Raw genomic sequence first — 25148 nt, 5'->3', positions numbered from 1 at the left:
AGAGTTAAGTTCAGAAGATTACCATGAATTTCGAAATATTCTCTACTAGGATCGAATTGTTCGTATTTATATAATAGAGTTACAAAGGATTAAGGAGTGGGAACAATGAAGAACGAGACGATCATCCCTGTAACTAACCCCGCTGCTGTTAAATTAAAAAAGACAGGAGAAATTAGTTTCTTCAGGTTTGTTAAGAAAAACAATGCTCTATATGTCATGTTGATTCCGGTATTTATCTACTTTTTGGTATTTAAATATTTACCGTTGTTAGGCAGTGTAATTGCCTTTAAAGATTATAATATCTTCGAAGGCTTTATCAAAAGTAAATGGGTCGGGTTGCAATGGTTTGAATTAATGTATACCAATCCGGAGTATATTAAGCTCGTTCGTAACACCTTAATTATGAGCTTATATCAAATTATATTTTCTTTTCCAGCACCGATTATACTTGCTTGTCTTTTGAATGAAATTCGTAATATGGCTTTTAAGCGTTCTGTTCAAACTGTCTTATATTTGCCTCATTTCTTGTCATGGACATTAGTATATGGACTAGCTTACATGATGTTATCGCAACAAACTGGATTTGTTAATGAAATTTTTAAAAGTATGAATTTACCGGTATTTAACTTCCTTCAATCGTCAGAGCATTTTCGCTCCGTGGTTATATCTGCTGGTATCTGGAAGGACATGGGCTGGAGCACAATTATTTTTCTTGCAGCATTAGCGGGTGTTAGTCCTTCGTTGTACGAAGCCGCCAAGATCGATGGAGCAGGACGATGGAAGCAATTTATACATGTGACCTTTCCCGGCTTATTGTCAGCGATAGTCATTCTTCTATTGCTAAAGATTGGCAGTGTCTTGGATGTTGGCTTTGAGCAAGTATATATTTTCTTAAGTCCGATTACCTATGAGGTTGGTGAAATACTCGATACTTACGCATACAGACTAGGAATTATGAATGGCCAGTTCAGTATGACAACAGCTATTGGACTATTTAAATCCGTTATTGGTTTAATTCTACTACTCGGTGCGAATCAACTAAGCAAATCCACAACAGGTGAGAGTTTATATTAGGAGATGTGTGTTAAATGAAAATTAAACAATCAATGGGAGAGAAGTTATTTGATGTAAGTAATCTTATTCTCTTAAGCTTGTTGAGTATTGCGGCCATGGTGCCTCTGTTACATGTTCTGGCCGGTTCCTTTAGCTCCAACAATGCGCTTATTCAATCTAGGGTTTTCCTCTGGCCGGTCGAATTCACTTTATCGCAATTCAACTATGTCATCCAAACAGATTCGTTCTGGAAAGCAGGGTGGATGACGGTAAAAGTCGTATGCATAGCAACCTTTCTTAATATGGTAGTTACCATTGTAGGTTCTTATCCCTTATCCAAATTATATTTAAGAGGTAGAAAAGCCATTATGCTGTTTATTGTCTTCACCATGATCTTTCAGGCTCCTCTGATTCCTGTTTACTTGGTAGTAAAGGAACTGCATTTGATTAATACCCTATGGGCATTAGTTATTCCTGGTGCGATCAGCGCGTTTAATATGATTCTTTGTATCACCTTTTTTCGCAACCTTCCGGAAGAGCTCTTCGATGCTGCTAAGGTCGATGGGATGAGTGATTATAGAATCGTTTGGGAAATTGTGGTCCCGTTGTCCAAACCGATTATGATGACTTTGCTGCTCTTCTATGCTGTAGGCCATTGGAATAATTACTTTGCACCACTTTTGTATATCAATGACCGCAATTTGCAGACATTGCAGATGTATCTATACTTCTTAATTGCAGCGGGTACTAGCAATGATGTTGCCTCAGCTGCGTCAGGTGATGTGGGTGGAAAGCTGCTGCCCGAGGCATTGGAGATGGCAACCATTGTCCTTGCGACTATTCCGATTGTTATCATTTATCCATTCCTTCAAAAGCACTTTGTAAAGGGTGCGACATTAGGCTCCATTAAAGAATAATTGGTTATGCTGGTCTTATGACCTTCATATATAGCTTTTGCTTCAAAACAACATATATAGGGAGGAAAGTTTCAAATGAAATCTATAAAGAACTGGTTAGGTTTGGCTATTGTAATATCTATGGTTACTCTTTCAGCATGCTCCTCAAACAGCGGGACTAAAGTGAGTCCAGATGTGAGTTCAGCAGCAAGTTCAGCTGCAAGTGCAACTCCAACTTCAAGTGAAGTGCCGACAGCACCTGTTAAATTCAGCTTTCTGACAACAGATTCGAATCAGCCTATACCAGGCGGCAATCCAATGGACGATTCAACGATTAAGTATTTGGCTGAAAAAACGAATACGATAGTGGATATTACCTTTCTTCCTCATGGGCAAGCAGATAATCTAATGAAAGTAAAATTCGCTAGCGGTGAATTGCCAGATGTACTATCTGGTTATGGCGTAAACGGTGAGTTATTTATCAATAATCAATTAATACCATTGGATGATTATATTGAGAAATATGGACAGAATTTAAAAAAGGTAATACCCAAAGCAGCTTGGGATGAAGTGTCAAGAAATGGAAAAATTTATGCGATTCCTGAATCGGCTTTAGGGGATTCCCCAGTGAATCGCATGTTCTATGTCCGTAAGGATTGGATGGACAAAGTGGGTATTAAGGAAATGCCAAAAACACCGGATGAGTTCTACAATATGCTAATCGCATTCCGTGATAAGGATCCAAACGGCAATAATAAGAAGGATGAAATTCCATTATCCGCTCGTGAGAATTTTACTTGGCTTGATAATGTCCTAGGTATGTTCGGTACATCCGTTTTCGGCGCTGCGTTGGAGAATGGAGAGATTGTACCAAGAAATACGAGCAAACAAATGAGAGATGCTCTTTCATTCGTTAAGAAGTTAATGGATGAGAAGCTCTTGGATAGTGAGTTTATGACGAATAAACGCAACACTTGGGAGCAAAAAATTCAAAATGATCAAGTAGGTGTGTGGTCACATGCTCCAAACTTGGCTTGGGACTGGCAGGATAAATTAAATAAAGCATTGCCTGGTAAAGGCGCAATAGTGGGTCCACTCTTGACTCCAAAAGCAGCTGGTGTAGAGTATGCAGGATTTGGAGCTGGCCCAATTAATAAAGCTTTCTCCATCACTAAAAAAGCGAAGGACCCTGCAGCCATAGTGAAATTCTTTGATTGGTTGGTTACTCAGGAAGGACAAGAATTTGTTAACTTCGGAGTGCCTGGAATTACCTACACTAAAGAAGGCGATAAGATCAATTACAACAAGCAAAAGGATACTGATGACAAAAGCATTCTTTGGCGCTCTTTAACCTTTAACCTAGCAGGATGGAATCCGTCACTCCAAAAAGTTGTTTTTGGTGATGAGGCAGTAGCGAAGATGGAAGAATTCTACACAATCGGCAAACAAGAAGGGTTGCCTAACTTGATGGTGGGAGCCCCAACGTTTAAATCCAATTTACCGGAAATCGGAGAATTTGGAACGGCAGGTACGATGTTTGTTGAAACTGCAGCTAAGATTGTACTGGGTGACAAACCGATTGAGTATTATGATGAATATGTTAAAAATTGGAGAACTCGTGGTGGTAACGATTTAGTAAAACAAGCAACGGATTGGTATAACGCGAATGGTAAGAAATAAGGTTTAGTGTTTAGAGGCTCAAGCTTAGGTGTGTGGAATCATCCGATCCTACACTCCTAAGCTCCTTAAATAAAATTTTTTTTAATGTTAAATGAAAGCGTGACCATTGAGGAGGGAATTAACAAAAATCACTCTAGCTTGTGAGGTTAGAGTTCATGTATCGAATGAAATGCAAATACACATCCAATTGAAAGAGGTGTACAAATGAGATTTATATTTCGTATTGTGCTATTACTCTCCCTTGTTTCTATAGAATTTTGACAATGGCTAAAGCGGCAGTCGTCGCGAATGTCTATGTTTCGGCAGACTATAATTCGACTGGCTCATTACGATTGAGTAACACTCGAATTACCATGGATGGAGACCCGAATTGTTGGCCGAATGGAAATCCGAATTGGACGGAAGCGGTAGTGGGTTCATTTATGGCAGGCTCATATCTAATAGGCGTTGGAAATGTAAGCGGATTCTTGGAAGGTTACAGTCACGCTGCTTTTAAAACGGAGCTGACGAATAGAGGATTAATCAATGTTTATAACACCTTTAACGTAACACAGAATGCAACAGTAAACGCTTATGTAAATAATATCTTGGATAATGATAACAATAACAAACCGTTTTTCAGAGGGATGAAGCTCAGTGCTTTTGTAACGGATCCTTTCAAGTTTTATTTCGAAGCAATGGGCAAGGAAACCTACAAAGCAAACGCTACAGAAGGGGACTATGTTGGGGAGCTTGGCAGAGCAACGGAATTCGCAAGTACAGATGGCGGCGGTTCAGATGGAAATATCGTCCGGGATTCTTTAGGATATGTTATCCATGGCTTAAATCATAGTATTGGAAATCGCTTTATACTTGAATATTTTGGGTATTGGGCTTCTACCTCATATACAACCCAAAGGACTAATTTATTGAAATGGATGAAGGTTGGTTTCAGTGATCTGCTAGGTAAAGCGAGAAACGGATATTGGTCGCGCGGCAATGGCCATGAAGATTATCATATCAGCAGTACGGATGTATACTTCCCTTACTTTGAAAGCTTAGCTCAAAATTACGGCTTATTTAAGCCGATTCTCTTCAGCGAAAATTATGATGATGGTAATTTCACTGGGTGGATTGCAAGCGGTTCTTGGTCTATCTTAAATTCCGAACCTACCTGGAGTGGCAGTACAACCAAGCTAGATCCAATAGTTCAATTATTGGCAACATCGGGAATTTCAACTTTAGTTTCAGGATATAGTGGAACTAATTATGTTGTTTATACATCGATGAAATACGAATCCTGTGGAGGTGCCTATTGCAACATGGGCATTATCGGAAAATATATAGATGCTAATAATTATTACGTTATGCGTTATAAGCAGGATAATCAGAAGCTGCAAATCGTCAAAGTAAAGAATGGCAGCTCGAATTTAATCACAGAGACCACATTCACTTGGAATGCAGGAGTGACCAAGCAAATGAAAGCGGTGTTCGGAACAAATGGGATAATGCAGCTTTATGTAGACGGTGGTACGTCACCAAAAGTAACTATGACAGATACAGAATATGCTTCAGGCAAAGCAGGCTTATATGCGAGCTTCGCTAATGCGGAATTTGATGATGTTCTAGTAACGGCACCTTGATTTTTAAAAGATATCCAGATAATTCATAACAATATTTTAGGAGGCAATGTCCATGATCCGTACAAGTATAAAAAAACTAATCAGCAAAATCGTTATTTTTCAGATCATTATAGGCATGATTTTAGCGGCTAATCCCATTTATAACAACAATGCTTATGCTGAGGTAATTGGCAATATTTTACCAGAAGCGGATGCTTACGTATCTAGTAAAGTGGGAGAAAGGGATACAAATTACAATGGTGCAGCATCACCGCATCAAATCGTGTTAAGAGAGGATGACACAGCACTTACAAATTCCAAAAGAGGCTATGTACGGATAAATCTAGCTCCGATACCTGCAGACACAAATGGTATAACCGTTACAATGAGAGTATATGCTGAATCTTCTACAGTAACCTCCACGATATATGCTTACGCTGTTGCCGCGGATACTTGGGACGAAACAACACTTACGTGGAATACAAGGCCCGATGGTGGTGCCTATGGTGAAAAAGTAGCAGAGTTTATCATGGGAACGACCGGAGGATATTATGAGTCAGACATCACACCTTATATCCTTGCTCAAAAAGCTAATAACAAAAAAGCCAACCTTGTTCTGGTTAATAAATTGGCAGCACCACAGAGAAATCTCAAAACCAAGGAAAGATTTGTTGGGCAGCAGCCATATCTAGTTGTTTCAAAGAGTGTTGACCTATCTCAATTAGCTCCAACCAATTTAAATGTTAGCAATTATCAAAAAAAGGTAGCCCTTACTTTCAATGAGACTCTTACTGATAATACGGGTGGGAACTTGAAGACCGCAGTGATGATTTCAAGGGATAATGGAGCCAACTTTAAAGCCCTTACTCCATGGGATTCTGTGAGTCTGACCGGAAACCAGCTGGTGATTGATTTTCAAAATCCATTGTTAGGCGTTAGTAATAAAATTAAAATACAGAGTAACTCGTTGAAAGCCAGTAATGGAACTATTCAAGCTACTGAAATTATTACGAGTGCTTTTGCCGCTGGACCTATTCCAGATCCATTGCTTGCCCCTACAAAGCCTGCACGTGATTTTGCGGCGAATGTTCCTAATATAAGTCAAACCTCGCTCAATCAATATGCAAACGTTCATCCTAAATTATTTGTTGATGCAAATAGGGTAAATGAACTTAGAGCTACTGTTTTACTAGGGGGCAGCCATAAAGCAATATGGGATAGATATTTAAAACAAATGGATGGAGAGTTATTAAAGACACCACCAGCTCTGAATTATTCAGATGGGGATGAGGCCGAATTGTGGCAAAAATTTGTTGCTTTTACGACTCAAAACCTTGCGACAGCTGCCATACTTACTCAAAAAAAATCTGTAGTGGATACAAGATGGTTGGAAGCTGAGGAAGCAACGATCGGTGTTACAACTACTGTAGCGGCTGACACTGATGCTTCTGGCGGTAAATATGCCAATACAAGCAAAGATAACATTACAAAATTGCCTACACCAGCTGAAAAAGCAGATATGGAATTAAAGGTTACTCTACCAGCGACACAGGCATATAAGGTTTGGGCTAGAATATCTACCGATGCAGCTAATCCTGTGTTTCATCTAGCTGCCGACATCAGTGACTATCAACAAGCACCTGCTATAACGGCCGGTGGATGGAAATGGATTAAGGCAGCGGAATTTCCTTCACTTTCAGAAGGGGAGCATATCATCAAAGTAATGACCAATACCCGGCTGGATAAAATCATGATTACCTCGGATGCCAATCTTATTCCTTCTGGAGTAGGTACGGAACAGCATTGGAAAGAAGCGGAAGATGCCATAATAGCGGCTCCAATGGTGGTGTATTCGGATGATACTACAGCATCCAGGACAAAATATGCGGCTGTAAAAGCGGGGGCAGATGCAAATACGCTTCCTGCAGCTGGTGTGGCAGGGGATATGAGCTATTCTTTTGACTCAAATCAAGGAAACTACGATGTATGGGTAAGAGTTAAAACGGAGAATGTAACTAAAAATGGGTTATATTACAGTGTCGATGGTGGAGCCTATGCGGCTGTAGCGCCAACGATTGATAAAGCACAAGAGTGGCAGTGGGTTAAGGTTAATACACTAACTGAGCTTGCTAAGGGTCAACATACTATCAATATCAAATACAAAACTACTAAACTTAAAATCGATACGATTTTAGTAACCTCAGACATAGCAGCCGTACCCAATGATCCGAATAAATACCTTATGGCTGCCATACAATGGGCAAAGAGTTCAGTCAGCTACAATACCTGGGGTAAAGGTCAGGATATAAAAAGCACACAATGGAATCTCAACAGTGATCTTGCACCGGCACACCAACTGGAATCCCTTGCCATCGTATATGACTGGTTATATGATAGCTTAAATGCAACGGATAGGAAATTAATACGGGATAAGCTGATTTATATGGGTGAATACATGTACGCCACTTTAGCAGGTGAGAATCAGCAATATAGCTGGTTTATGTATAGTTATTTAAATAACCATCTTTGGTTAACAGCAGGTAGTCTTGAGCTTGCAGGAGCAGCCATTTATGGGGAATACCCTGCAGCAAAAAGATGGTTTAATGTAGCTGTAGAAAAGTTTGACAATATTCTGGGCTATATATCCGATGATGGCAGCAGTCAAGAGGGACCTGGGTATTGGAGTTATGGTACCAATGGTTTATTAAAATACATGGAAGTGTCTAAAAAGCTCCTAAATATAGATTATTTTGAATCAGAAGGCCTTAAAAATACGTTTGATTACAGACTTTATAACCAGCTTCCGATAAATGCAAGCTCGAGTTTGAACTTTTTGGTTGAGACGGGGGATACCTTTAGGGATAATTTTGGTCAGACGAATACTACATTAATCAGAAATTTAGCGAGATTATATAAGGATGGAACAGCACAATGGCTCGCCGATCAAATGACCTTAAAAGGTATAGATGCAAAAAGCACTATGGATTTTGGTGATTTGGTTTTCTATGACGAGTCCATTCAACCAACGGATCCGGTTACAGCGAATAAAACCTCCTTTAAATTATTTGAGGATTTGGGTCTTGTCTATGCTAGAAGTGACTGGTCAGGAAATGAATCATTGGTTACTTTCAAATCAGGGGCTTATGTTGGAACGAAATCATTGGAATTGAATCCAGGAAGTAAAGCAGGCTATGGAAATGGAGGCCATGTACACCCAGATCAGAATAATTTCACCATATTCGGAGATGGAGAATGGCAAATCAGAGATGATGGTTACGCTGCAAAGTATACAAGTAACCATAACACCCTGCTAATCAATAATCTGGGTCAGCTTGGCGATCAGAATGCGAATGGAGATTTAGGAAACGGCCCGATCTGGGGCGGTGGAGATACACAGCAAATGCTTACACAAGGAAGCGCACCTACTATAGATAAGCACGTTTCAACACCACAGCTGGATTACTTTGTAGGGAATGCTACCTCACAGTATCATGTAAACAAAGGCTTGACTAAATACAAAAGACACATGATTTACTTGAAGCCGGATGTCCTTATTGTGGTGGATGATATTGCTCTGGATTCTCCACAAAATCTTGAATTGAGATTCTTTCCAGAGCAAAACAGCTTTGTAAAAACAGGTGCCAAATACCTGAGTGTTGGAAAGAAATCCAAGCTTGAATTTACTCCGCTTACGCCGACAGATGTAATAGTAAAAGCTGAAAACGTAAATTATTATGACCGAGATAATAAGGCTTCCCCCAAGTTGGCTTATCGCGTACAGAAAACAACCGACACGTGGAAGAATGTTTCCGCATTTGCATGGTCCAGCAAAGCCAGAACACCTAAACAAGTCAGCCTAACCAGTCAAATTGGATCTATATACTCGTTTGAAGTGGAAGGCAAAAAAATAACCGTCGATATTAACACGATGATAACAGCCGTGTCTGATGTTACCGTTAGGGAAAGAATTAAAGGATCGGATGCCAGTATTGCAGGTGTATATTCAAATGATATACTGATAAATGGAGTCACACCAGATAAGTTGAATTATGAATTTACTGTAAAGAGCTCAATACCGCCGCAATTATTGGTTATTCCTTCGGATAGCTATGCAGTGGTGAACATAACGGTACCAAGTAAATTGCCGGGTGAGTTTAAGGTTGATGTTACCTCAGAGGATGGCAGTAATAGTAAAGTATACACCTTTAAATATAATAAAGTACCCAACACAGGCTTTGGAAATGTCCATGTGGATCTGGTTGGAGAATCTGATCCATCGGGTACTTTAACATCAGGAGCAGGCGACTATCTTACCTTAGACAAAAATCTGGGTTCGTATTGGGCACTTCTTCCAGATGGAGCTTGGATACAGTATGATTTCGAAACAATTAAAAAAATTGACAAAGTATTAATTGCCTTTTCCAGTGGCGCAGCTAGAACAGCTAGTTTTGACATTATGATTTCAACGGATAAGTCTAACTGGATAAAGGTTTACTCAGGTGTAAGCAGTGGGAAAACACTGGAACCACAAACCTTTACATTTGATCCAGTAGATGCCAGATATGTAAGAGTTGTTGGACATGGAAATTCAAATAGTGGATGGAATAGCTTCTCTGAAATTGGAGTAATGGGAGTTGAGGGTGACGATAACAATCCAACACCAACACCAACACCAACACCAACACCAACACCAACACCAACACCAACACCAACACCAGTCGCGGGAACGATGGAGCTATATCCTGTTCTGAACGGGCAAACCGCACAAGCGAGTATCGATGCCGACATACTTGCCAGTTCTTTCGAGAATGCGCCGTTAGACAATCAAAACGACAAGATCGTCAGTCTAGTAATCATGCCGATGGAGGGGGCGAAGAAATATGTACTCAAGCTTCCAAAAGAAGCTTTTTACGATTCGCCAGGGAATAATAAGGATGCAGAAAGGAAAATCGCGATTAAATCAGCTATAGGTTCAATAACTGTTCCTAACAACATGTTCAAGGCGAAGGAAATCAAAAATGTAGCGATTATCGGGATTTCTATCGGTTTAGCGGACACTTCCCAATTCAAACCCAAACTAAAGAAGGAAATCGGAAACAGTCCTGTTATTGAACTGAAGGCAATCTTGGATGGTAAAGTAATGGATTGGAGTAATAACAAGGCTCCTGTCACTGTAAGTATGAATTACACACCAACGGAGAAGGAGCTAAAAAATCCTCAACATATTACAGTTTGGTATGTGGATGGATCGGGCAAGGTCAATAAAGTGTCTAAGGTAAAATATGATGCAACCACAGGTAAAGTCACCTTTACTACAACGGAATTCTAACATCCCAAGCAAAGGAATTGTGAATGAGATGGCTGAAAACCTACTGTAAACATTACTAGAACAGACTTCAGTGGGCTAACTGATCGGAGCTAGTTTTATTTAATAGGCAAGTAGGGGGGCTTAGGCCTTCCTTTAGCTTTTTTAAAGCATTCGTGGGAATGTATGAAAAATTCGAGCTTAATTTTATACGCTCTATATGCCCCTTTTAACTTGTATCCCATTGACTCAGCAAAAGATAAATTACCGAAAATTAATATGACATATATAATAAGCCATACTAAATACTGGCTTATTGTATGCAGAAAACAACTGACACGGGGAAGAATGTATCCGCATTAAATATCGCAAACAGAGCTATAAAAAATCATTCAGCTCCGTTCTTGTAATCCATATAGAATCTTTCATAAGGCATCCAACGGGAATCATTCAGAACTATCCAATAGGAAAATCTATTTGTGGAAAGCATGCTTATATCGAGCCCCTTACATCAGGTCTCTTATTTGTTCAAAACACAACGAATATGTCCCTAAATAAAGGAAATAAGGTGAAATAACGAATCTGATGTCCGTAAGAATTAAATAACTGACATCTAAGGAGCAATTGAACTTATTCTAAGTGAGCAAAGCTAATCCCCTAGATAAAATACCCCGCAGCTTCTGCGGGGAACTTTATTTTTATTGGAATAAGTTGTGAATGTTATTTATATAGCAAATGGCTATGACCGATTGGAGGAATTAGTGGGTAAAGCTTCTAAGAATTGGATTTTATTAATATTGGTTGTATTTTAATTCAATTGTGGATAGTCCGCAGAAGCCAGGGAAGTTTTTAGCGATTTTCTTGGCTTCCTCCAGAGAAACAGCTTCTCCCAATTCTTCAATACGACGGATACGTGCACGCTCAGACATTTCTGTTGCCGTAATGATATCGTTGATTTGTTTGTAGAGCTCAGGGCCCCATTTTTTTCCGAATTCCACATGCATCCGCTCATCAACCATATCAAACTCACAATGAATGGCTGAAAGTGCATCATTGAATTGCCAGAAATGCTCAGCAGACTTCCGTTTTTTAATAAAGGAACACGGTTCGGCGACCATTGTTAGCCCTGCATACAGATTTGGGAACCATTCTTGGGTTAAATCCTTCAAACCTTTTCCAGGAGATCCTTTGAAAAATTTGAAAGCCTCCGTTTTATAACCCATCTGAAGCAAACGGCGAACACCCATTTCACAGTGTCTCACTTCATCCCACAAATGACGAGCTGTATCAAAATAAAACTCAAGCTTCATCTCACTCACAGCATAATAGAGATAACAAAGGGATTCGGCTGCCCCCATCTCTGTGGCATTAATGTAGTGCATTTGTTTCACACTGTCTTGCAATGGTGACAGTGAAGGGTCTGAATAGGATTGTTTGTATGCAGGGTTCCATTTATAAAGGGGGAAACGCTCTTCATTCCAAGCGGAATTCATAGGTACGGGGCCGATTGCTTGCCCAGTAAGGTGTTGGGGCCATACTGGGCTGTAATGGTTACCACTATTCAATGATTCTATGAGATTCGTCCATACAGCTTTTGCGTAATTCCTCCATGCCGTAATTTCACGAGCTAGCACCGGATCTTCTGTTGCGGCAAACTGAACTTGTTGTGGCAGCCATTTCAGCATCTCATTACGATCTACAAGAATATAACGCAGCTTATCAGCCGTAGGCGCATCTAAAATAGGGTCAAGACGTTCTTCCAAAAGCTCATACTCTTCAAATAGCTTACGTACGGCGTAAGTATACCCAGCAAAAAAGGCAGCCTCCGAAGGCGCAAGGGAAATTCGTTCAACTACTTCACGTGTAATTGAAGGAGAACCTTGTTTTTCATTTAATGAGCCAGGGAGCTCACCCAGTCTTTCATATAAGAGCTTGGCATGCTGGTTATGAAGATAGCCGTAGCGGCCCAATTGTACCTTTGTTTCGAATTCTTTCACTGCAGGCAACCATCCAAAGGCCATGCGGGAAAGCTCCAGCTCTACCCATAAGAGGTCAGTAAGCAGGCAAGCTGTTTCCTTGGGACGCAAGTACAAGGAATGCTCAGAGTCAGAAAGGTTAATTTCTGATCGATCCTTATCAAAGACATTTACTTCGCGATGCTCATTCATAGATATCTCTCCTTAAATGTATTTGTTTCATTACATTCATTATAACAAGATATTTTCTAGAAAAGTTTCTGTGAATTATGGTAAAATGTCTTTGAATTGCTGTGAATTTTTGTGAAGGTGGACTACTAGTGAGAGTAATTGAACATTTTGATTTTAATAAACATCCTTTTATGTTTAATTATAATGCCAAGACAACAGATAACTTGTTTCAGATGTTTCACGCACATCAAGGTTTGGAATTTTTGTTTATCGAGCAGGGGAATGGACATATCATTATTGAGCAGCAGTTGGTTCCACTTCATCCGCCAATGCTTTTTATATTTCAACCGTATCAGCTTCATCGCATTCATGTTACAGCTAGTAAAGAAATGCCGTATGTTCGTTCTATTTTTGTGGTGGAGCCACATGCACTAGAGCCGTATTTACTGCAGTTTCCCTCACTTCGTGCTTTCTTTAGGAGAACCTGGTTAGAGCTATTGCCAACACAAGCATTACTGTTGGATAGTGAGCAAGCGCTTGCTTTAAAGAATGCATTGCTGCTAACTCATAGTGAACGTGAGCAAGTTAAGACTTATCAGCAAGAGCAGAAGGATGAAGCGACAGCTCTCGGAGCGCTAAACGTTCTTCGCCTTCTGCGAACCATGCCTGATTTATTCTTGAGCCAATTGAACAATCGCCCTCTTCGTGAGGCTCATCTTGCTGAGCAAACGATGGCTTGGATTGAAGAACATTTTAGAGAAGCATTTTCACTACAGAGTCTTGCGGATAGCTTACATGTGTCACCTCATTATTTATCCCATTTATTCAGGCAAGATACTGGAAGTAGTATTACAGAGTACATGATAGCCAGAAGGCTGAGGGAAGCATGCTTCCTACTTGAAACAAGCGATATGCCTGTCAAAGACATTGCCTTAAAGCTGGGCCTTTCCGCAATCTCTTATTTTGTCCAATTATTTAAAAAGCATATGGGAATTACACCCTATCAATACAGACTGAAGAGACGGAAATCGTTTATTTAATAATATCAGAAAGTATAAAATTCCATACTTTATCTGATATTTCTTGACAAACGCACCGTCCTGAAAGGACGGCGTAGCCGTTTATCCTGAAAAATGTCAAATCGTGAACGGAATATCATGGGCTAAAGGTGTGCGGCTAATCTAATAGGCAAATCTAGACCCTTCCTTTATCTTATCTTCTGTTCTTTTCTAAATACTGCAGGAGTGACGCCGTATTGTTTTTTAAAAAGATGATGAAAGTGACTTAAATTATTAAAATTCAAATCCAGTGCGATATCTGTAATACTATTGAAGCTATTTGCAAGCATATTGGCTGCATAATTCAACCGCAGCTGATTTAGAAAGCTCGTTGGTGTAGCTTTAAAGTGCTTTTTAAACTCACGGCACAAATGATGATGACTTTTCTCTGAGAGCTCAACCATTCTCTCCGAGCCTAGAATGAAATTTTCTTTTTTGTGCATTTCATCATACACATGTAACAGCCAATCCGGTTTTTGGGGTTCATCATTAAAGTGAAATGCAGAGTAATAATTTACAAGTATATCTATTAGCAAAGCTCTAAGCGATGTTTTAATAAGTGCTGTTTGATGAATAGCAAGGGTTACAATTTTTTCGAACTTTGCGAGAAACTGGCGCTTTTCTTCTTGGGTTAAATGGGCAATAGGTGGATATTTGGAATCCAAAAGACGTTTCGACTGAAATCCATCGCCAAGAAATTTGAACAACTCAAAGACAGTATTCAGCGAATAGGCAATGTTGATATAGTGGCATTCTTCCTCGTTAGCAGAAAGACAAACATGGGCATCATCAGGACGAATGAATAACAAGCCGCCAACATTTAAGACATGACTTTTACCATCGGCAAAAAGATGCTTGAGTGTGCCTTTGACAACAAAATGGATTTCATAATATTCATGGGTATGAAGAGTGCGAACGTTGTTACGGGTATTATGAACTCGATAATAGGCTTCAATTTCAGGGTCAATAATTTGTGAAGCAGTAAAATGCAGAATACACATATAGCATCCAATCCTTTAAACGAAATAGGCATCAGGTAAGCTGACGAACCTTTATTGATATCAAAATAACACACAATTCCTGTACATACAAGACAAGTATTATCCGTGAAATTAGCCTAAAATATAAGGGAGGATATTGACATCTAAACAGGGAGCTGGCGACATTGAAATTAAGCTTTACCACCTTGGCTACCCCAGAATTAAGTGGAATCGAAGCGATTAAGCTGGCCAGGAAATATGGTTATCAAGGCATTGATCTCCGGGTATCCGAGAATCGTGGAGAGTTAACACTAGCTGCAACGAGGAAACAAATTACGGAGATAAAGGATACGCTAAAAAGCGAAGGGATTTGTCTTGTCAGTCTGATGGCGTATAATTCGGCAGTCAGCTCGGGAAATGTGAATTGGATGAGGATGGAAGATAGCATATGTCGTCATCTTGAGCTAGCAGATCGGGTTGAGGCGCAGTCCGTAAGAATTTCTTTAGAGAAGAAAGCTCCTGAAATGGATAGTAGAGCTTATTGTGATGGGGTTTTACAATCGTTGTCAATAGCTTTAAAAGATGTACCAGATGGAGTCGAAGTATGGATTCAAAATCATTATAATCACTTAAATGCCGTAGAATGCGCTAACTTAGTTAGATGTCTCAATCATCCTAAGCTTGGTTTTTTATTATCTACAGATCATTGTCTGATTCAAAATGAAGATTTGGAAGAAGTCCTTAAAGAAGCAAAAGGGATAACTAAGCAGATTTATATGGCAGATATTATTAGAATCGAAAAGGGTTATGAAGATGTTCTTCCTGGGATGGGACAAGTACCCTTAATGGAAATCTATCAAGGCATCGGGGGCAAACAATTTAAAGGCTGGATAACACTTAAATGGGAAAATATATGGCGACCTTACCTTGCAGATCACGAAATAATATTGCCATTTTTTATCAACTATATTAAAGAACATATGAATGATAAATGTTGCAAATAAAAGGATGATTATAGGAGGGCTGAGTTTGAACCTATTTATAACACAACAAGAAAACAGCTTGAAACAGAAGTTTTTTCCAAAGTCTACATTAGAGGAATTGAACTTAAAGGGGAATTTAAAGGTTAATCAATATAACCGAGTAATGACAGAGGTCGAGCTCTCTAAAGAGCTTAAAGATGTGGATGTATGTATTGCTTTAGCATGGGGAGGTTGTCCTAGGTTTACTCGAGAAGTACTGGATAATGCGTTAAATTTAAAACTAATTGTGACCCCAGGTGCAAGTGTGGCTACATTTATAACTGAAGCTGTATACGAAAGAGGCATTAAGGTTTGCAGTGCCAATAGTATTATGGCAAGATATGTAGCAGAAGGCACTCTAGCCTATATATTGGCTGCTCAAAGGGAGATCGTCATGCGCAACAATGAAATCAGGGAAGGAATATGGAATAATTCCACATGCCAAACTCTAATTGGAGCTAAAGTCGGACTAATTGGTCTAGGCACAGTAGGGAGGTTTCTTCTCGAGTTTTTAAGACCTTTCGGTGTAAGCATTAAGCTATACGATCCCTATATAAAACCGGTTAGTTTGCGATTCCATTCGAATGTTACACTTTGCAGCTTAGAGGAGGCATTGTCTGGTAATGATGTCGTTTCATTACATGCTTCTCAGACGGAGGAAACCTTTCATATGCTTAATAAGGAAAGGCTGTCCCTTCTGAAGGATGGGACTCTATTAATTAACACATCCAGAGGTTCATTAATAGATGAACCAGCCTTAATAGCTGAGCTTAGAACCGGGAGAATTCATACGGCTTTAGATGTATATGAAGTCGAGCCATTGCCTATTGATAATAAGCTTAAAAAGCTGGAAAATGCTATATTGATGCCACATATTGCCGGAATGGTCCATCTGGAGAAATTTACTTTTGCTATGCTGGAGGAAATTGAGAGATTCCAACTAGGGGAAAAGCTTTGGTACGAAATTCCTGTTGAACAATATAGATTAATGACTAGATAGAGGAAGGACGCTATATGAGCTCACACTTAATTTATTATTATCAAGACTTTATGGAGCAGGAATTTCCATTTAAGCTGGCATTTCCGAATGAACAAAGTCTGAATCAGCAGCTTCATGCACACGAGCACTTTCAAATTTGCTTTTTAATGCGTGGAGTTTGCCTTCATCATGTTGAGAATCAAGTCTATCTCATGACAAAAGGCGATATGCTTGCGATTCCTCCCTTTGTTCCCCATCGGTTCGAGCCTTACCAAGAGGAGAAAGTCGAGTTGGTTCAGATTGATTTCATGCCCATCGTCGTCGATCAGGATGAAATCTCGCTTGAAACTCAATTTTTCCCGAAGATTAATATATCGGCAATCAATCAAGATTTGGTTGAACAGCTCATCACAAGCATGAAGCGTGAGCATGCCCAAAAAGAATCGGGCTACCAGCTGCTCATTAAGGCAGACTTAATTCGATTACTGATCACGATATTTAGGGAAAGCAATAAGGAAGCACATTCAGTCTCAGCTCAAGAGCCACAAAGCAGGAGATTATTCAATGAAACGGTTCGGTATATTGAAATACATTATGCTGATAATCTGCAGTTGGAAATAATGGCACAAAAAGCAGCGATGTCTACTACCTATTTCAGTTATATGTTCAAAGTTCTGAAAGGGCAGCCATTCGTGCAATTTGTAAATGAAGTCAGGATTAGAAAAGCGCTTGACCTCCTGAGATTAACCGAGATGAGTATTCAAGAAATAGGCTACGTAACAGGCTTCAATACTGCAAGCCATTTTAACCGGATGTTTAAAAAACGGATAGGACTGAGTCCGTCCAAATATCGCCAGCAAACCTCAGAAACAGTAACATCCTAAAAAACGTGTATCTTTTCATAAAAATGTGCAAGTATTCTACATCACCTCCATGTATAGTGAGCTTAAGTCACAATATATGGAGGTATTTGGTATGAGACTATCTTTTAGTACGCTGCCTTGTGAGGGCTGGAGTGTAGAGCAGCTTATTGCTTGCTGTCAAACATATGGCTTTACAGGAATTGAATTGAAGCTAGATGAGCAATATGCTGTTTCTTTAGCTACAAGTGCAGAAGATCTTCGTATAATTGCCAAACAGTTTCAATCCGTCGGCATCACCATTACGAATCTAGGGACAAGAGTGATTTTCAATGGGATTAGGGAGGAAGAATCTGAAGTCCTACAAGAGCTAAAGATGTGCATACTTATGGCGGAGATGTTGGGAGCAAAAGGTGTAAGGATATTTCTTGGGACTTATTTGCGCTACAAGAATGCACCAGAACAACCCAAAGATAGCAACAGAATTATTCACTACTTGCAAGATGCATGTGATTATGCGGCTGCACATCAAGCTGAGGTATGGATTGAGACTCATAATGAATTCTCGACAGGGCAAGTTTTGCGAGAGCTGCTTGACCGCATTAATCGACCTAACTGTAAAGTGGTCTATGATATTATTCATCCCTATGAGTTTGGGGAATCACCTCAGGAAACGATTCGCATGCTGGGACATGCTTGTGCTCATGTTCACATGAAGGATGGAGTACCCTTTGAGGATCCGCTGATTCACGAATGGAAATACACCTTAACCGGAGACGGACAGCTCCCATTAGAAGATATCATTGCGGAGCTTAAAAAAAATGATTATGAAGGCTATTATTCATTGGAGTGGGAGCCTAAATGGAGACCGGAATTACGAGAGCTTTCTGTGGGCATGGATACCGTGTTCGCTGAGTACATCCAGCTTATGGAACGAATAAATAAAACTATAATGAGGTGAACCTACCCAATGAAAACACTTATTTCTATAAAAAGTCCTGAACTGAAAGAAATGTTTTTCCCCGAGCATGTCATTGGAAAGTTGGAAGCATTCTCTGAAGTGGAATGGTTCGAATCGACAGGCGAGAGCTTTGACAGTGAGGGATTAACTCGCATTATAGGCGATTACGATGCTTGTTTGACATCATGGGGGTCTCCCTTTTTTACAAAAAAAGTGCTAGAAAATGCTCCGAAGCTGAAATTCATTGGGCATGTAGCAGGCTCAGCAACCGCGGTTGTCGACGAGGATGTATATGGCAAGGATATTGCGGTTACCACTGCTAATATCGTATTAGCCAAATCTACGGCAGAGGCCGCTGTTGCCTTAATTTTAGCTGGAGCATGGGATTTGCTCGGGTATAGCTCCCGACTTAAAGCTGGACAATGGTGCAACAATAGCAAAGATACGGTTATGGGATTATCAAATCAAGTTATTGGTTTAATTGGGCTGGGAGAGATCTCACGGAATGTAATAGCTTATCTTCGTGGTTTCCCTGTGAAGATCAAGCTTGCCTCTCGTTATTGTACAGATACCCAAGCTGCTGAGCTTGGGGTAGATCTGTGTTCTTTGGAAGAACTGCTGCAAACCAGTCAAATCATCAGTCTTCATACTGCACTGACCCCTTCGAGTGTTGGAATGCTTGGAGAGCGGGAATTGTCACTCATCCAAGATGGCGCATTGTTTGTAAATACAGCTAGAGCAAAAATTGTCGATGAAGCAGCCTTAACCGCCCAATTGCAATCGAAGCGTTTTTTTGCAGCGCTTGATGTCTATCATGCTGAACCTCTACCGATGAATCATCCATTTCAGCAATTAGATAATGTGATTTGTGTTCCGCATATTGGCGGATTTGCAAGAACATATAAGCGTTTTATGGGTGAATTTATTATAGATAATCTTAAAGATTTCAGCGAAAGCAAGCGACCTCAGGGGCAGGTTTCAAGAGAAGAATACAATCGTATGACATCCAGCATTCTTTAAGAGAGAGGGAAATTAAAATGGAAAAGCTTCAAGAGATCAAACAATTTGTGCTAGCTAAAACGAAGGGAAATGCTTTGAAATTCGGGGATAAGCTACCTCATTCGACCGAGCAAGGTAAATACACCTTCATGGATAATGGATTCTGGGTAGGCGGCTTTTGGACAGGTCTTAATTATCTTTGCTATGAGATGTCAAAGGATTCATCCTATATGGAATTTGCCAGAAGCTCTAATCACCGCTTTACTAAGAGATTATATGAAGATCGTCAGACAACAGATCATGATCTCGGTTTTTTATTCAGTCTTTCGTCTGTTGCGGATTATAAGCTAACGAACAACCAAGAAGCTCGCAAGGTTGGAATCGATGCGGCTGATGAGTTAATTGGGCGATTCCATGAAGTAGGACAGTATATACAGGCTTGGAATGTTTGGACCCCAGGCGATCCCTTCAGTGAAGAGAATAGGGGGAGGATCATCATTGATTGTATGTATAATTTGCCCTTGCTCTTCTGGGCAAGCGAGGAAACAGGTGACCCTAAATATAAGAATGTAGCGATTGCACAAGCAGAAACCTGCGCCAAGTCGATCATTCGTCCCGATTACACCACCTATCACACCTACATATTTGATTCAGAAACGGGTGAGCCTAAATACGGAAAAACATTCCAAGGTCATGCAGATGAATCCTGCTGGTCCAGAGGTCAAGCATGGGCACTCGGAGGCTACACCCATGCCTATCGTTATACGGGTAATATGGCTTATTTAAAAATAGCAAAGCAATGTGCCCAAGTATTTATAGATCGCTTGGAAGAGGATCTAATTCCGATGTGGGACTTTACCTTTCAAGGCGGCAAAGAAGGAGAAACAAGAGATACCTCCGCAGCAGCTATAGCAGCGGCAAGCTTCCTCGAGCTTGCCAAGCACGTTCCTGCAGCTGAACAAGCCTATTACCATGATCTTGCTAAGCGTATAGTATTCAATTTGTATGAATTCTATTCGACAAAGAATGATCCTGAGAATGAGGGATTGCTTAAGGAAGCTACTGCACATAAGCCGAAAAATTCAGGTATTAATGTCTCTTTGATTTACGGAGACTATTATTTTGCAGAAGCTGTGGCAAGATTATTAAACGAAACGGTTGTTTACTGGTAAGGTGCAGGGATAGAAAATGCTTCGAACAAGCGCAAGGCTGCTTCATAAGTCGAACTGACTTGTGGGCAGTCTATTTAGTTTGGCGGCGTGTTCAGGGACGGATCCATTTCGCCTGAACAAATGGGGCATGGTTAACTAGAAAGGCAGAAGAGCGCATTCGAGAAGTGGTCAAGGAAAGGCTTGCACCGCCCAGCATGCGATCACGCTCCTTATTGGAACATGTGGAATGGCTCAATCCAAAGATTCAAGGATGGAGAAACTACTATTACACGAACTACAGCCAGCTAAAGTTAGCAAAGCTGGACTGGTACATCCTGCAACGACTAACCCGCTGGTATGCCAAGAAAAGACAACGCAGAAGATGGATGGGTTCATTGCAAGAAGTTAAATACACTGCCAAGCAATGTGGATTAAAAACGTTATTGTAATTTGCATGCACATGAATGATGAACATCGGAAAGCCGTATGAAGGAAAACTTCACGTACGGTTTGATGAGGAGAGGCTGAAATAATATTCAGCCTTTTACTCTAGATGAAGCGGATAACAGTAGTGATGAAATGAAGAATTCATGTGAACATGATTATGGGATATGGAGAAAATGAGAGTAACGTGATTATACAAAGAAGATTTAGTTAGTGTAAAGGTGGGGGCTAGTTACATTGCTAAGCTTTTTTGTGTTTCCGGTAGGCGGAAGAACTGATAGGCAGAGAGCGTTGTTAGGGGGAAACGATTGAAATTTCAATATACATTTCATATACTAATTTGGCGAAACTTGGTATGATTGTTTTGAAACAGATTTTTTCCTGAAAACACAAAACGTGGTATGTATATTGATGTACTATTGTGATTAATGATTTTAACGATTAAGGTGATGATAAAATTTGAAATTTTTAGATTTATTAGGTTATGGTATTGTTTATTTGCCTACAGTTATTTTTACTTATTATATTTTTAAAAGATACATGGTTACAGAGAAAATTATAATTCCTAAATTATTTTATCTTTTCTTGCTTTATTCAATAATTGGAACACTAATGCCCTTTACAAAATAACAAATAAAACAAGGATTTCAAGAGGAATTGATATCATTAATCGATAACTAACAGAGTTGGGGTTGTTGGAGTATATTATAGGGATTAGGAGCGAATACATGTCTGAAGATAATGAAATTCAAGAATTAAGAGAGCGTTTGACAAAAGTTGAGACCAAAATTGAAATGTTAATGAATCAACAGCCTGAACCAACTCGTTCATTTATCTATGATTTTTTTGTTGGCTTTGTTGTTGTGTTAGGGGCAATGTTTCTTGTTGCAATAATTGGTTTAGTTGCTAGACAGATATTTTTTAGATAAAAGCAATTAAGTCAAAAGTAGAAAAACTGGTATCGTGACGTACAAATATTACATTTTGGAATGGTTTAATAACATTAAAAATACAGAAGAGATAGAACATATGGATTGGAACAACTTTTAGGATTATCAGAATCTATTCAAAAACTATATTTATAGGAGTAAATATGACGGAACTAGAAGAATGGTCTAGTTTAGTTATCAATTATTCAACATGGCAATGAATTGAAAAATCTTAGTGGTAATATCTATATTTCAAATAGTGAGTTTACCACACAGTGGATTGATAAGAATACTATTAGTGTGGGTAACGTTGGTCAGGATCAATTTAAGAAGATCAATAAGTTTAAAGCATTTAATATCCAATATAATTGAAAATGAAATATTGCTTTTAAAGGCTTATTAAATTAGGAGGTGAAATTATGAAGATAATATTCCTTGATATTGATGGAGCATTAAACGCAAATAGATCTATAAAAAATAGATTAAATTTAATTGATATATAGATTCAAATGATTACATACAGTAAATTGTGTTACATTAGGTGTTAATATATGGAACTGCGACGAAGGGAATGATATTGAATGTGGACGCGTAAGGAATTGAAGGAAAAGGCAAAGCAAGTATTGAGAACATCGTATTGGAAGGCGTTTCTTGTAAGCCTAGTATTGGCGATTATCAGTGGGGGGATTCCAAGTTGTTCATTCAATTCAAGTTTTAGCGGGAGCATAGGAAACAATGGGTCATCTATGAATTTATCTGGATTTTTTGATGGAATAGGCGATTGGCTGAATGGAGCACTATTAGTTATCATTATTATTTTTGCGATTATTGCTGGATTGATTGCATTAGCTTTTCGCTTTTTTCTCATCGTTCCACTCGAGGTAGGAGTTAGACAATATTTTAAACAAGCTGCGCAAGAAGATGTGAACATGAATTATTTAGGGTACTCGTTTAAAAAAGAGAAGTATTTAGCGATCGTTAAAGGAATGTTTTGGAGTGCTTTTCTCAACTTTTTGTGGTTCCTGTTGCTCATTGTGCCGGGAATCGTTAAGGCTTATTCATACAGCTTAGTGCCTTACATTTTGGCTGATAATGCAAATATTGGAACGAAACGTGCTATAGCACTAAGCATCCAAATGACCCGTGGACAAAAGTGGAACATGTTCGTGTTGGATCTTTCCTTTATCGGCTGGTACTTGCTTGGTACACTTGCATGTGGTATCGGTGTCTTATTCGTCTTCCCGTATGTCAATTCGACTGAAGCAGAGCTTTACTTGGTACTGCGTCAACAGGCGCTGGACGATGGGGTTTGCACAAGGTCTGAACTTAATTTAATGGTGTAAAAAAGCCTTAAATAAATAATAAACTGGAAGACTTCCTGAAGAGGAGGTTTTTTTATATCCTGATGGAAGCTTCCAAATTATAGAGTCTTGGTTAGCATATTGGAATTAATATACTATATATTTATAAGTATGTGATTACAATATTTTCGTTAATGGAAGGAGAACATGATAATGGAACGCAATGCCGGATTGGATATTGTCCGCAGCACGGCTATTTTGCTTGTCTTATTTTGCCATGGACTCGGGTTCTTTTTTATGAAATACTACGACTTTAACCCTATCAACTATGTGGCAGGCTACTTGGCGGTAGAGTTGTTTTTTGTTTTAAGTGGTTTTTTGATCGGCAGAATTTTGTTGCAAGACATCGTTGAAAGCGGTTCGTTCTCAGGGCTGAAAAATTTCTATCTCCGCCGCTGGTTCCGGACGCTGCCTCTATATTACTTTGCGGTGGTTACAACGTACTTGTTTTTTAATCAGCATATGGATGCCACGAACCTGATCTTTCTGCAAAACTTCAACGAACAGGATTTATCATTTTTGCCGATTTCGTGGAGCTTGTCGATTGAGGAATGGTTTTATCTACTAATTCCACTTCCGCTTCATTTTGTAGGTAAATTTCGTAATAAACGTCTTGCATTCTTCGTCATTACGTCTCTGTTCGTCATAATCCCGCTCATTCTGCGGATGGTCGAAGTGTCACATAGTCAGCCGGTTTGGGATTACGGGGTGCGCAAACAAATTCCACTTCGTCTCGACAGCCTCGTATTCGGTGTTATTCTGGCGGGTATCAAAACGTACTACTCTGGTATCTATCGAAAATATATCGCAGGGAAAGTGTCCTTGCTGCTTACGCTTGTCGGGCTGACCTATTTCGGCGGTTACTTGGTTTACACCGGAATACAGGATCAAACAATGGATCATTCCTGGTTTAACCGAACGTTATTGTTCAGTTTCGTATCCTTGTTTATCGCGATGTTGATCGCCTTTATGGAAGTACATATTCAACGTATGGACCATTTTCCAAAAATATGGACCGTCTTCCGCTTCATCAGCTCCCAAAGCTATGGCTATTATTTGTTTCATTGGAATATATACGTCTGGTTCAGCCGAGAAAATACGACCAACAGCATCGGCCACAGCTTGTATTTACTAATGTTTTCGCTGATAATGCTGATATCGTTCACTTATTTGATGCATAGGTATTATGAGGTGCCAATGATGAAGTTAAGGGACCCAATGACTAAGAAAAGAAAACGGGCATATCCAGCAGGAGGAGGACTATGATTGGGAAATATTGTGGTAGAAAGAGTGGAATGGGGTTCGCCGAAATATAAATCTGCAGTTGAATTAAGAGATAAGATACTTAGAAAACCCTTGGGTTTAAATATATTTGATGACAATTTACAAGAAGAAATAAATTATTATCATATTTGTGCAACAATTGATTTGGTGACTATTGGCGTACTTATTCTCAAGAGGATTAACGAAACCACTATGCAAATGAAGCAAGTTGCAGTAGATGAATCTGTAAGAGGTCAGAATGTAGGTAGGAAGATGGTTAACTTTGCAGAACAAATAGCAAAAGGTTTAGGTTATAATACTATTGTGTTAATCGCACGTGAAACTGCCATACCATTTTACGAAAAACTTAATTATCTAAAAATGGGTGATAAATTTATAGAGATAGGAATACCGCATTTAAAAATGATGAAAAATGGATTTTGAAAATGGCATTATCCG

The 25148-nt window shown here is 39.5% G+C and carries 19 protein-coding genes; 17 read left to right on the top strand and 2 right to left on the bottom strand.

Features of this window, described 5'->3' with window-relative positions; all coding sequences use genetic code 11:
• The first annotated feature begins 105 nt into the window (after window positions 1–105).
• The 5 genes from EHS13_RS27915 to EHS13_RS36475 all read left to right on the top strand — a co-directional run bounded on the left by EHS13_RS27915 (window position 106) and on the right by EHS13_RS36475 (window position 10559).
• Entirely contained in the window at window positions 106–1074 is a 969-nt protein-coding gene (locus tag EHS13_RS27915) for an ABC transporter permease (protein ID WP_193571451.1), read from the top strand.
• A 14-nt stretch (window positions 1075–1088) separates the two neighbouring features.
• Window positions 1089–1970: a carbohydrate ABC transporter permease gene (locus tag EHS13_RS27910; protein WP_155703525.1), complete on the top strand. Its 882-nt coding sequence runs from the start codon at window positions 1089–1091 to the stop codon at window positions 1968–1970.
• A 75-nt stretch (window positions 1971–2045) separates the two neighbouring features.
• The gene (locus EHS13_RS27905) at window positions 2046–3629 is read left to right on the top strand and encodes an extracellular solute-binding protein (RefSeq protein ID WP_155703524.1); all 1584 of its coding nucleotides are present in this window, start codon (window positions 2046–2048) and stop codon (window positions 3627–3629) included.
• A 257-nt stretch (window positions 3630–3886) separates the two neighbouring features.
• Complete coding sequence (locus EHS13_RS27900) at window positions 3887–5251, top strand: hypothetical protein (RefSeq protein ID WP_227013542.1); 1365 nt, start codon at window positions 3887–3889, stop codon at window positions 5249–5251.
• A gap of 52 nt (window positions 5252–5303) precedes the next feature.
• The gene (locus EHS13_RS36475; protein ID WP_193571450.1) at window positions 5304–10559 is read left to right on the top strand and encodes a DUF4962 domain-containing protein; all 5256 of its coding nucleotides are present in this window, start codon (window positions 5304–5306) and stop codon (window positions 10557–10559) included.
• Window positions 10560–11326: 767 nt separating this feature from the next.
• Here EHS13_RS36475 and EHS13_RS27875 read toward each other — a convergent pair.
• Window positions 11327–12703: a hypothetical protein gene (locus EHS13_RS27875; RefSeq protein ID WP_155703522.1), complete on the bottom strand. Its 1377-nt coding sequence runs from the start codon at window positions 12701–12703 to the stop codon at window positions 11327–11329.
• A 128-nt stretch (window positions 12704–12831) separates the two neighbouring features.
• Between EHS13_RS27875 and EHS13_RS27870 the strand changes: the two genes are divergently transcribed.
• Complete coding sequence (locus tag EHS13_RS27870) at window positions 12832–13722, top strand: AraC family transcriptional regulator (RefSeq protein WP_155703521.1); 891 nt, start codon at window positions 12832–12834, stop codon at window positions 13720–13722.
• Window positions 13723–13889: 167 nt separating this feature from the next.
• Here the strand turns inward: EHS13_RS27870 and EHS13_RS27865 are convergent, their stop codons facing one another.
• Window positions 13890–14741, bottom strand: coding sequence for an AraC family transcriptional regulator (locus tag EHS13_RS27865; RefSeq protein ID WP_155703520.1), 852 nt, complete (start codon window positions 14739–14741; stop codon window positions 13890–13892).
• A 164-nt stretch (window positions 14742–14905) separates the two neighbouring features.
• Between EHS13_RS27865 and EHS13_RS27860 the strand changes: the two genes are divergently transcribed.
• From EHS13_RS27860 to EHS13_RS27810, 11 genes are all read left to right on the top strand, one after another.
• Window positions 14906–15724 carry a sugar phosphate isomerase/epimerase family protein gene (locus EHS13_RS27860; protein WP_162463292.1) on the top strand — a complete coding sequence of 273 codons (819 nt, stop codon included), beginning with the start codon at window positions 14906–14908 and terminating at the stop codon, window positions 15722–15724.
• A 25-nt stretch (window positions 15725–15749) separates the two neighbouring features.
• Window positions 15750–16742 (top strand): hydroxyacid dehydrogenase, encoded by a 993-nt coding sequence (locus tag EHS13_RS27855; RefSeq protein WP_162463291.1) that lies wholly within the window; start codon window positions 15750–15752, stop codon window positions 16740–16742.
• 14 nt (window positions 16743–16756) lie between these two features.
• A complete protein-coding gene (locus EHS13_RS27850; protein ID WP_155703517.1) occupies window positions 16757–17605 on the top strand; it encodes a helix-turn-helix transcriptional regulator in 849 nt (282 codons plus the stop codon).
• Window positions 17606–17696: 91 nt separating this feature from the next.
• Window positions 17697–18542, top strand: a complete 846-nt coding sequence (locus EHS13_RS27845) for a sugar phosphate isomerase/epimerase family protein (RefSeq protein WP_162463290.1) — start codon at window positions 17697–17699, stop codon at window positions 18540–18542.
• A gap of 9 nt (window positions 18543–18551) precedes the next feature.
• The gene (locus tag EHS13_RS27840; RefSeq protein WP_155703515.1) at window positions 18552–19562 is read left to right on the top strand and encodes a hydroxyacid dehydrogenase; all 1011 of its coding nucleotides are present in this window, start codon (window positions 18552–18554) and stop codon (window positions 19560–19562) included.
• Between the two features lie 17 nt (window positions 19563–19579).
• Window positions 19580–20713: a glycoside hydrolase family 88 protein gene (locus EHS13_RS27835; RefSeq protein ID WP_155703514.1), complete on the top strand. Its 1134-nt coding sequence runs from the start codon at window positions 19580–19582 to the stop codon at window positions 20711–20713.
• Window positions 20714–20877: 164 nt separating this feature from the next.
• Window positions 20878–21141 carry a group II intron maturase-specific domain-containing protein gene (locus EHS13_RS27830; protein WP_227013540.1) on the top strand — a complete coding sequence of 88 codons (264 nt, stop codon included), beginning with the start codon at window positions 20878–20880 and terminating at the stop codon, window positions 21139–21141.
• A gap of 723 nt (window positions 21142–21864) precedes the next feature.
• Complete coding sequence (locus EHS13_RS27825; protein WP_155703512.1) at window positions 21865–22065, top strand: hypothetical protein; 201 nt, start codon at window positions 21865–21867, stop codon at window positions 22063–22065.
• A 581-nt stretch (window positions 22066–22646) separates the two neighbouring features.
• Complete coding sequence (locus EHS13_RS27820) at window positions 22647–23408, top strand: DUF975 family protein (RefSeq protein WP_155703511.1); 762 nt, start codon at window positions 22647–22649, stop codon at window positions 23406–23408.
• Between the two features lie 171 nt (window positions 23409–23579).
• Entirely contained in the window at window positions 23580–24692 is a 1113-nt protein-coding gene (locus EHS13_RS27815; RefSeq protein WP_162463289.1) for an acyltransferase family protein, read from the top strand.
• Window positions 24693–25133: a GNAT family N-acetyltransferase gene (locus EHS13_RS27810; RefSeq protein ID WP_155703509.1), complete on the top strand. Its 441-nt coding sequence runs from the start codon at window positions 24693–24695 to the stop codon at window positions 25131–25133.
• The last annotated feature ends 15 nt before the right edge of the window (window positions 25134–25148 follow it).

It is taken from the genome of Paenibacillus psychroresistens (genome assembly GCF_009728935.1).
GTDB lineage: Bacteria > Bacillota > Bacilli > Paenibacillales > NBRC-103111 > Paenibacillus_AC > Paenibacillus_AC psychroresistens.
Note: the sequence above shows the minus strand (reverse complement) of the source record. Positions and strands in the feature narration are given on the sequence as shown.

What these genes read in the sequence shown, in the direction of transcription:
- EHS13_RS27915 (WP_193571451.1), top strand. Translation starts at nt 106, where the DNA reads ATGAAGAACGAGACGATCATCCCTGTAACTAACCCCGCTGCTGTTAAA.
- EHS13_RS27910 (WP_155703525.1), top strand. Translation starts at nt 1,089, where the DNA reads ATGAAAATTAAACAATCAATGGGAGAGAAGTTATTTGATGTAAGTAAT.
- EHS13_RS27905 (WP_155703524.1), top strand. Translation starts at nt 2,046, where the DNA reads ATGAAATCTATAAAGAACTGGTTAGGTTTGGCTATTGTAATATCTATG.
- EHS13_RS36475 (WP_193571450.1), top strand. Translation starts at nt 5,304, where the DNA reads ATGATCCGTACAAGTATAAAAAAACTAATCAGCAAAATCGTTATTTTT.
- EHS13_RS27875 (WP_155703522.1), bottom strand. Translation starts at nt 12,703, where the DNA reads ATGAATGAGCATCGCGAAGTAAATGTCTTTGATAAGGATCGATCAGAA.
- EHS13_RS27865 (WP_155703520.1), bottom strand. Translation starts at nt 14,741, where the DNA reads ATGTGTATTCTGCATTTTACTGCTTCACAAATTATTGACCCTGAAATT.
- EHS13_RS27850 (WP_155703517.1), top strand. Translation starts at nt 16,757, where the DNA reads ATGAGCTCACACTTAATTTATTATTATCAAGACTTTATGGAGCAGGAA.
- EHS13_RS27845 (WP_162463290.1), top strand. Translation starts at nt 17,697, where the DNA reads ATGAGACTATCTTTTAGTACGCTGCCTTGTGAGGGCTGGAGTGTAGAG.
- EHS13_RS27840 (WP_155703515.1), top strand. Translation starts at nt 18,552, where the DNA reads ATGAAAACACTTATTTCTATAAAAAGTCCTGAACTGAAAGAAATGTTT.
- EHS13_RS27835 (WP_155703514.1), top strand. Translation starts at nt 19,580, where the DNA reads ATGGAAAAGCTTCAAGAGATCAAACAATTTGTGCTAGCTAAAACGAAG.
- EHS13_RS27825 (WP_155703512.1), top strand. Translation starts at nt 21,865, where the DNA reads ATGTCTGAAGATAATGAAATTCAAGAATTAAGAGAGCGTTTGACAAAA.
- EHS13_RS27820 (WP_155703511.1), top strand. Translation starts at nt 22,647, where the DNA reads ATGTGGACGCGTAAGGAATTGAAGGAAAAGGCAAAGCAAGTATTGAGA.
- EHS13_RS27815 (WP_162463289.1), top strand. Translation starts at nt 23,580, where the DNA reads ATGGAACGCAATGCCGGATTGGATATTGTCCGCAGCACGGCTATTTTG.